The organism is Acidovorax sp. CF316, assembly GCF_000276605.1.
Classification (GTDB): domain Bacteria; phylum Pseudomonadota; class Gammaproteobacteria; order Burkholderiales; family Burkholderiaceae_C; genus Acidovorax.
Map to the genome: position 1 here is coordinate 1 of NZ_AKJX01000295.1, position 7,266 is coordinate 7,266.

A 7,266-nucleotide genomic window follows, 5' to 3' on the forward strand; every position below is an offset into this window, starting at 1 on the left:
CCCCCCCCAGCCAGTGGCGGGCCTGGGCTTCGTTGGTGGCCAGGATGCCGGGCGCCTTGCCCGCGCGCAGGATGCGCGCGATGCCTTCGGTGATGGCGGCTTGCACGTCGGGGTGGCCGGGGTTGCCCGGGTGGCCCATCGATGCGGACAGGTCCGCCGGGCCGATGAAGACACCGTCCACACCGGGCACGGCGGCAATCGCGTCCAGATTCTCCATGGCCTGCACGGTCTCGGCCTGTACCAGCAGGCACACTTGGGCATTGGCCTCGTGCACGTAGTTCGGGTAGGCCTGCCAGCGCGAGGAGCGCGCCAGGGCGCTGCCCATGCCGCGCACTCCCTCGGGGGCGTAGCGCGTGGCGCGCACCAGGTCGCGGGCCTCCCCGGCCGTGTCCACCATGGGCACCAGCAGGGTGGTGGCGCCGATGTCCAGGTACTGCTTGATCAGCGCGGTGTCGCCCACGGGCACGCGTGCAATCGCGTGGGGCGGCTGTGCACCGGCCGGCAGGGCGCTCGTGGCGCTGGCCACGGCCTGCAGCAGGTGCAGCTGCGAGCGCAGGTCATTGGGTGCGTGCTCGCCGTCGAGCAGCAGCCAGTCGTAGCCCGTGCCGGCCAGGATCTCCGTGCTGTAGGCATCGGCCAGGGCCAGCCACAGGCCGATCTGGGCACGGCCCTGGGCCATGGCCTGCTTGAAGGGGTTGGTGGGGGTCTGCTGCATGGGTGTGCGTGTCCGTCGAGATGCAAGGCCGCCATCGTACGGCCTGTGCGCCGGGGCTGCAGGCCCCTGTTGCGACCGCTATAGTCACCAGCCCGCCTCCCTTCCTGCTCCACCACCCCACGCCATGGCCAAAGACAAGACCCTTTTCAGCTGCACCGAATGCGGTGGTACCAGCCCGCGCTGGCTGGGCAAGTGCCCGGCCTGCGGTGCCTGGAACACGCTGATCGAGCAGGTGGCCGACGCCGGGCCGGGCAAGAACCGCTACAGCACGCCGCAGTTCGCGGGCCTGGCGCAGGCCCAGGCGGTGATGCCGCTGTCGGCCATCGAGGCCAGCGACGTGGAGCGCACGCCCAGTGGCATCGACGAGCTCGACCGCGTGCTGGGCGGCGGCATTGTCGAAGGCGGGGTGGTGCTGATCGGCGGCGACCCGGGCATCGGCAAGTCCACCCTGCTGCTGCAGGCGCTCGACGCGCTGCAGCGCGTGGGCCTGCCCACGCTGTATGTGACCGGCGAGGAAAGCGGCGCCCAGGTGGCGCTGCGCTCGCGCCGCCTGGGGCTGGACCACAGCCAGGTCAACGTGCTGGCCGAGATCCAGCTCGAGAAGATCCTTGCCACCATCGACTCCATGCAGCCCGCCGTGGCGGTGATCGACTCCATCCAGACCGTGTATTCCGACCAGCTCACCTCGGCCCCCGGCTCGGTGGCCCAGGTGCGCGAATGCGCGGCCCACCTCACGCGCGCGGCCAAGGCCTCGGGCGTGGCCATCGTGCTCGTGGGCCACGTCACGAAAGAAGGAGCGCTTGCCGGCCCGCGCGTGCTGGAGCACATGGTGGACACGGTGCTCTACTTCGAGGGCGACACGCACAGCCAGTTCCGCCTGGTGCGCGCCATCAAAAACCGCTTCGGTGCGGTCAACGAGATCGGCGTGTTCGCCATGACCGAGAAGGGCCTCAAGGGCGTGAGCAACCCCAGCGCCATCTTCCTGAGCCAGCACAGCGAGCCCGTGCCGGGCAGCTGCGTGATGGTCACCCTGGAGGGCACGCGCCCGCTGCTGGTGGAGATCCAGGCCCTGGTGGACAGCGGCGGCCCCAGCCCGCGGCGCCTCTCGGTGGGCCTGGACAAGGACCGCCTGGCCATGTTGCTGGCCGTGCTGCACCGCCACGCGGGCGTGGCCTGCATGGACCAGGACGTGTTCGTGAACGCCGTGGGTGGCGTGCGCATCAGCGAGCCGGCGGCCGACCTGGCCGTGATGCTGGCCATCACCTCCAGCCTGCGCGGCAAGGCCCTGCCGCGCGGCTTCCTGGCCTTCGGCGAAGTGGGCCTGGCCGGTGAGGTGCGGCCCGCGCCGCGCGGCCAGGAGCGGCTCAAGGAGGCCGCCAAGCTCGGCTTCAGCGTGGCCGTGGTGCCCAAGGCGAATGCACCCAAGAAACCCATCGAGGGCCTGACCATCCATGCCGTTGAGCGCGTGGAAGAGGCGATGAACGTCGTGCGTGAAATGGGCTAGCACAGCCCCTGGGGCGCTTCGCGCTCCTTCTCCCGAAAGGGGCGCTCTGGCGCACGGCTCTGGTCTGAGCCGCTGCGCCATTTTTTCTTGCTCCCATCGGGCACTTGCACTAAGCTGGCCCGGTCAACCGGAACCTACACGGCGCCCGCCAAGGCCCGCTTCAGAGGCACCTGCGGCGTCGATAACGATTGCAGAGGGAGGCTGTGTTGGCCATCGAGCATTCCTGGGATACGCCGTCGGACAACAGGTCGGCATTTCTGTCCACGCTGGCTGCGGACACGCGCCACCGGCGCATGGCCGTTGCAGCCGTGGGTGCGTCCCTTCTCATCTTTCTGGCGATCGCGCCCTTTGCGCGCGTGGCCTTGCCGCCGGTGGGCGCCTTCATTCCCGTCTACCAGACGGCCCTGGTCACCAATGACCTGATCACCGCCGTGCTGCTGCTCGGCCAGTACAGTTTTCTGCGTTCGCGTGCGTTGCTGGTGCTGGGGGCGGGCTACCTGTTCTGTGCCTTCATGGCCATGGCGCATGGCCTGAGCTTCCCCGGCCTTTTCGCCCCCACCGGACTGCTCGGATCGGGTCCGCAAACCACGGCATGGCTGTACTTCCTGTGGCATGGCGGCTTCCCGCTGTTCGTGCTGGCCTATGTCCACCTGAAGGACCCCATCGCCGCCGGGTCGGGTGTGCAGGAGTCGGTGGGCGGCTCGGCGCGCCGTGGCATTGCCTGGGCCACCCTGTGCGCCATGGCGCTTGCACTGGCGCTGCTGCTGCTGAGCACCCTGGGCCACGATGCACTGCCGGTGCTGATGCGCGGCAACCGGGACGACTCGGGCAAGCTCCTGGCGGCGGTGTGCACCTGGACGCTGTCGCTCGTGGCGCTGCTGGCGCTGTGGCGCAAGGCACGCAGCGTGCTGGACCTGTGGCTGATGGTGACGCTGGTGGCCTGGCTGCTGGACATTGCGCTGGCGTCGGTGCTGAACGGGGCGCGCTTCGACCTGGGCTTCTATGGCGGGCGCGTCTATGGGCTGCTGGCATCGTCGTTCGTGCTGGTCGTCCTGCTGCTGGAAAACAGCCGCCTGTACGGCGACCTGGCAACCGCCAATGTGCGCGAACGCCAGCGCAGCGCGGAACTCGAGGTGGCGCGCAATGCCGCCAACGCAGCGGCCCAAGCCAAGTCCAACTTTCTGGCGGCGATGAGCCATGAAATCCGCACCCCCATGAACGGCGTCATCGGCATGATCGACGTGCTGGCGCGTTCCAGCCTGAAGAACCCCCAGGTGGCGATGGTGGACCTGATCCGGGAGTCCGCGTTTTCGCTCCTGAGCATCATCGAGGACATCCTGGACTTCTCCAAGATCGAGGCCGGCCACATGGACGTGGAAAGCGAGCCCATGGCCGTGGGGGAGGTGGTCGAGAAGGTCTGCGTGATGCTCAACCGCCTGGCAGAGAAGCAAGGCGTTGAACTGACACTGTTCACCGACCCCGAGATTCCCCCCGTCGTGCTGGGCGACGCCCTGCGCCTGCGCCAGGTGCTGATCAACCTGGTCAACAACGCCATCAAGTTTTCGGCGGGGGGGCAGGTCGCCGGGCGCGTCGCCGTGCGTGCCGTGCTGGTGGACAAGGGTACGCACAGCGTCACCCTGGAATTCCAGGTCATCGACAATGGGATCGGCATGGGTGAGGCCACCCTGGCCACCCTGTTCACGGCCTTCACCCAGGCCGATGTGTCCACCACCCGGCGCTTTGGCGGCACCGGCCTGGGCCTGGCCATATCCGGCAGCCTGGCGCAGCGCATGGGGGGCCGCATTTCCGTGGTCAGTGCGCCGGGGGCTGGCTCCACCTTCACGCTGCGGCTGCCGCTGGCCTGTGCCGCTCCCGCCCAAGGTGATGCACCGCCGTCACCCTCCCTGGTCGCGGGCCTGTCCTGTCTCATCATCGGCAATGGCAAGACGCTGTCTGGAGACCTGGTGACCTATCTGGCCAATGCGGGGGCGCACACCCGGCACGTGGTGAGCCTGGAGGCGGCCCGCCAACTGGCGCCCAGCCTGGCACCCGGCCCCTGGGTCTGGGTGGTCAACACCGATGCCGACAGCCCGGTCTCGCTGGACCGCCTGCGCGCCGTTGCACGCACCAATCCGGGACTGGCCCACCACTTCGTGGTCATCGGCCACGGCCCGCACCGTTATCCACCGCAGTTCGATGCAGACCGGGTGTCCGTGGACGGCAATGTGCTGACCCGCAGCGCCCTGCTGCGCGCGGTGGCCGTTGCCGCCGGGCGGGTTCCCTACGAGGATGAGCAAGGTGCGCTGCTGCCTGCGCGCCATGCACCGGGGCCGGCGGCGCTGTCGCGCGAAGAGGCGCGCCGGCAACGTCGGCTGATCCTGGTGGTGGAAGACAACGAGATCAACCAGAAGGTCATCATGCAGCAGCTGGCGCTGCTGGGCCTTACCGCCGACCTGACCAGCGACGGCCTGCAGGCACTGATACGCTGGCGCAGCGGCGACTACGCCCTGATCGTGACCGACCTGCACATGCCCGGCATGGACGGCTACCAGTTGGCCTCGGTGGTGCGTGCCGAGGAGCAGGAGCGCGCCAACGCACGCATCCATGCCGGCGAGGCGGCCGAGCCGCCGGTGCGCATCCTGGCGCTGACCGCCAATGCCCTCAAGACGGAGGCCCAGCGCTGCAAGGACGCCGGCATGGACGACTACATGAGCAAGCCTGCTCCGCTGGCGGACCTGCAGGACCTGCTGGAGCGCTGGCTGCCCCCAGGCCCGCCGCCACAGCGCTGGCCCCGGGGGCGCAGGGCATCGACGGGTCCCCCATGCCCGAAGGGCCGGTGGACGTTCAGGTGCTGCGCAGCCTGGTGGGAGACGACCCCCAACTCATCCGCGAGTTTCTGCAGGCGTTTCGCAGCAGCGCGGCGCGCATTGCGCAGGAAGTGGAGCAGGCCTACTGCGCCGGCAGCGCCGCCAAGACCGTGGCCGCTGTGCACAAGCTCAAGTCGGCCGCACGCTCGGTGGGCGCCATGGCGCTGGGTGACCTGTGTGCCGACATGGAGCAGGTGGGTGCGGCAGGGCAGATCGACGCGCTGTCCCTGGCATTCGAGCACTTCAAGCTGGAGATGGCCACCGTCGACCGGCATCTGGCCGAGATCCTGGCCAGCGAACCGCGGGACGGCGCGCCATGAGTGCCCGATCCGACATCCGCATCCTGGTGCTCGATGACGAGCCTTTCATGCTCATGCTGCTGGCCCGGCAACTGGCCAACCTGGGTTTCACCCAGGTCGATACCTGCGACAACGGCCAGACGGCACTCGAACGGGTGGACGATCCCGTGCTGGCACCGCAGCTCATCCTGTGCGACCTCAACATGCCCGGCATGGACGGCATGGAGTTCGTGCGCAAGCTGGTGGAGCATGGGTATGCGGGCAGCCTGATACTGGTCAGTGGCGAGGACGAACGCACTCTGCACTCTGCGCGCAGGCTGGTGCAGGCCCACCACATCGACGTGCTGGGCAGCCTGCAGAAGCCCGTGCCGCCGCAGGCGCTGTTCCAGCTGGTGGAGCGGTGGGTGCCCTCGGCGCAACTGGCCCAGCACCTGCAGGGCAAGGGCTATGTCGTCGAACGCCTGGCGCAGGCCATCCAGACCGGAGAACTGGTCAACCACTACCAGCCCAAGGTCTCGGTCTCGAGCGGAGAGGTCGTCGGCATGGAGACCTTGGTGCGGTGGCGCCATCCGGAGGACGGCCTGGTGTATCCGGACCAGTTCATCGGCATGGCCGAGGCCCATGGCTTGATCGACGCGCTCACCCAGGTGGTGCTGGCACAGGCGCTTCAAGACAGCGCCATATGGGCGCGGGAGGGCCTGGCGCTCAAGGTGGCCGTCAACGTGTCCATGGACAACCTCCATGCGCTGGAATTCCCCGAAAGGATCACGGCCGCTGCCGCCGCTGCCGGGGTCAAGCCGCAGTCCATCGTCCTGGAGGTGACGGAGAGCCAGCTGATGAAGGACCTGCGCGCGCCGCTGGAAATTCTCACGCGCCTGCGCTTGCGCCGGTTCAAGCTGTCCATCGACGATTTCGGTACCGGCCATTCCTCCCTGGTGCAACTGCGCGATGTCCCGTTCGACGAGCTCAAGATCGACCAGAGCTTCGTGCACGGTGCCCACCACAACGAAACCTTGCGCGCCATTTTCTTTGCCAGCCTGGGACTGGCCAAGGAACTGGGCATGGAGGTGGTGGCCGAAGGCGTGGAAGACGCCGACGACTGGGATTTCCTGCAGAAGTCGGGCTGCGACCTGGCCCAGGGCTACTTCATTGCGCGGCCCATGCCCGCCGACAAGGTTCTGGAGTGGGCCGCGGGTTGGCGGGCGCGCTGGGCTGCGGAGCATTCCCCCGGATGAAGTGCATGCCAGGCCAGGTTGCGCATGCCTCGCCTGCCTGCAGCCTCTCCGGTCAGAAGGCTTCCCAGTCGTCGTCCGAGCCCTTGGTCCTGGTCGGAGCCGCTGCGGGGGCCTTGGCAGGCGGCGCCGGTGCCCGGGTGGCGGCTGGCGCCGGCTTGGGGGCCTGCAGCTTGCGGGGGGCACTGGTGGACGCCGTGACCTTGCCGGCAGGCGCCGCCGCCGGGCGCGAGGCCGGGGCTCGGGCCGCTGCCGGCCGCGGCGCTGGCGCGGCCGCCGGCTGGTAGCCCACATTGAACACCGACACCACCTCGGCCAGGCGCTGGGCCTGGTCGCGCAGCGACGAGGCGGCCGCGGCGGATTCCTCCACCAGCGCGGCGTTCTGCTGCGTCATCTGGTCAAGCTGGGTCACGGCCACGTTCACCTGGGCAATGCCGTCGCGCTGTTCGGACGAGGAGGCGGTGATCTCGCCGATCAGGTCCGACACGCGGCGCACGCTGCTGACGATCTCGTCCATGGCCTGGCCGGCCTGGGTGACCTGCTCGGAGCCGGTCTCCACCGATTCCACCGAGGCCGTGATCAGGCCCTTGATCTCCTTGGCGGCCTCGGCGCTGCGCTGCGCCAGGCCGCGCACCTCGCTGGCCACCAC

General features: G+C 69.0%; 5 protein-coding genes and 1 pseudogene. 4 read left to right on the top strand and 2 right to left on the bottom strand.

Annotated features, from left to right (window positions below; translation table 11 throughout):
• Window positions 1-715: HpcH/HpaI aldolase/citrate lyase family protein (locus PMI14_RS32725; RefSeq protein ID WP_007862012.1), on the bottom strand; the 715-nt coding region annotated here is incomplete at its 3' end.
• A gap of 124 nt (window positions 716-839) precedes the next feature.
• On the opposite strand from PMI14_RS32725, the gene radA reads away from it, so the two are divergent.
• The 4 genes and pseudogenes from radA (at window position 840) to PMI14_RS32740 (ending at window position 6,620) form a co-directional block, all read left to right on the top strand.
• Window positions 840-2,219 (top strand): DNA repair protein RadA, encoded by a 1,380-nt coding sequence (radA, locus tag PMI14_RS32730; RefSeq protein ID WP_007862014.1) that lies wholly within the window; start codon window positions 840-842, stop codon window positions 2,217-2,219.
• A gap of 293 nt (window positions 2,220-2,512) precedes the next feature.
• Window positions 2,513-4,909, top strand: a pseudogene (locus PMI14_RS32735) (MASE4 domain-containing protein); the annotation flags it as partial.
• 131 nt (window positions 4,910-5,040) lie between these two features.
• Window positions 5,041-5,406: an Hpt domain-containing protein gene (locus tag PMI14_RS35715; protein WP_238541950.1), complete on the top strand. Its 366-nt coding sequence runs from the start codon at window positions 5,041-5,043 to the stop codon at window positions 5,404-5,406.
• Window positions 5,403-6,620, top strand: a complete 1,218-nt coding sequence (locus PMI14_RS32740; RefSeq protein ID WP_007862016.1) for an EAL domain-containing protein — start codon at window positions 5,403-5,405, stop codon at window positions 6,618-6,620. The genes PMI14_RS35715 and PMI14_RS32740 overlap by 4 nt, the downstream gene beginning before the upstream one ends.
• 52 nt (window positions 6,621-6,672) lie before the next feature.
• Here the strand turns inward: PMI14_RS32740 and PMI14_RS32745 are convergent.
• A partial coding sequence (locus tag PMI14_RS32745; protein ID WP_157405930.1) for a methyl-accepting chemotaxis protein occupies window positions 6,673-7,266 on the bottom strand: 594 nt, incomplete at its 5' end.

Coding starts and splice junctions, on each gene's coding strand:
- radA (WP_007862014.1), top strand. CDS start 840: ATGGCCAAAGACAAGACCCTTTTCAGCTGCACCGAATGCGGTGGTACC.
- PMI14_RS35715 (WP_238541950.1), top strand. CDS start 5,041: ATGCCCGAAGGGCCGGTGGACGTTCAGGTGCTGCGCAGCCTGGTGGGA.
- PMI14_RS32740 (WP_007862016.1), top strand. CDS start 5,403: ATGAGTGCCCGATCCGACATCCGCATCCTGGTGCTCGATGACGAGCCT.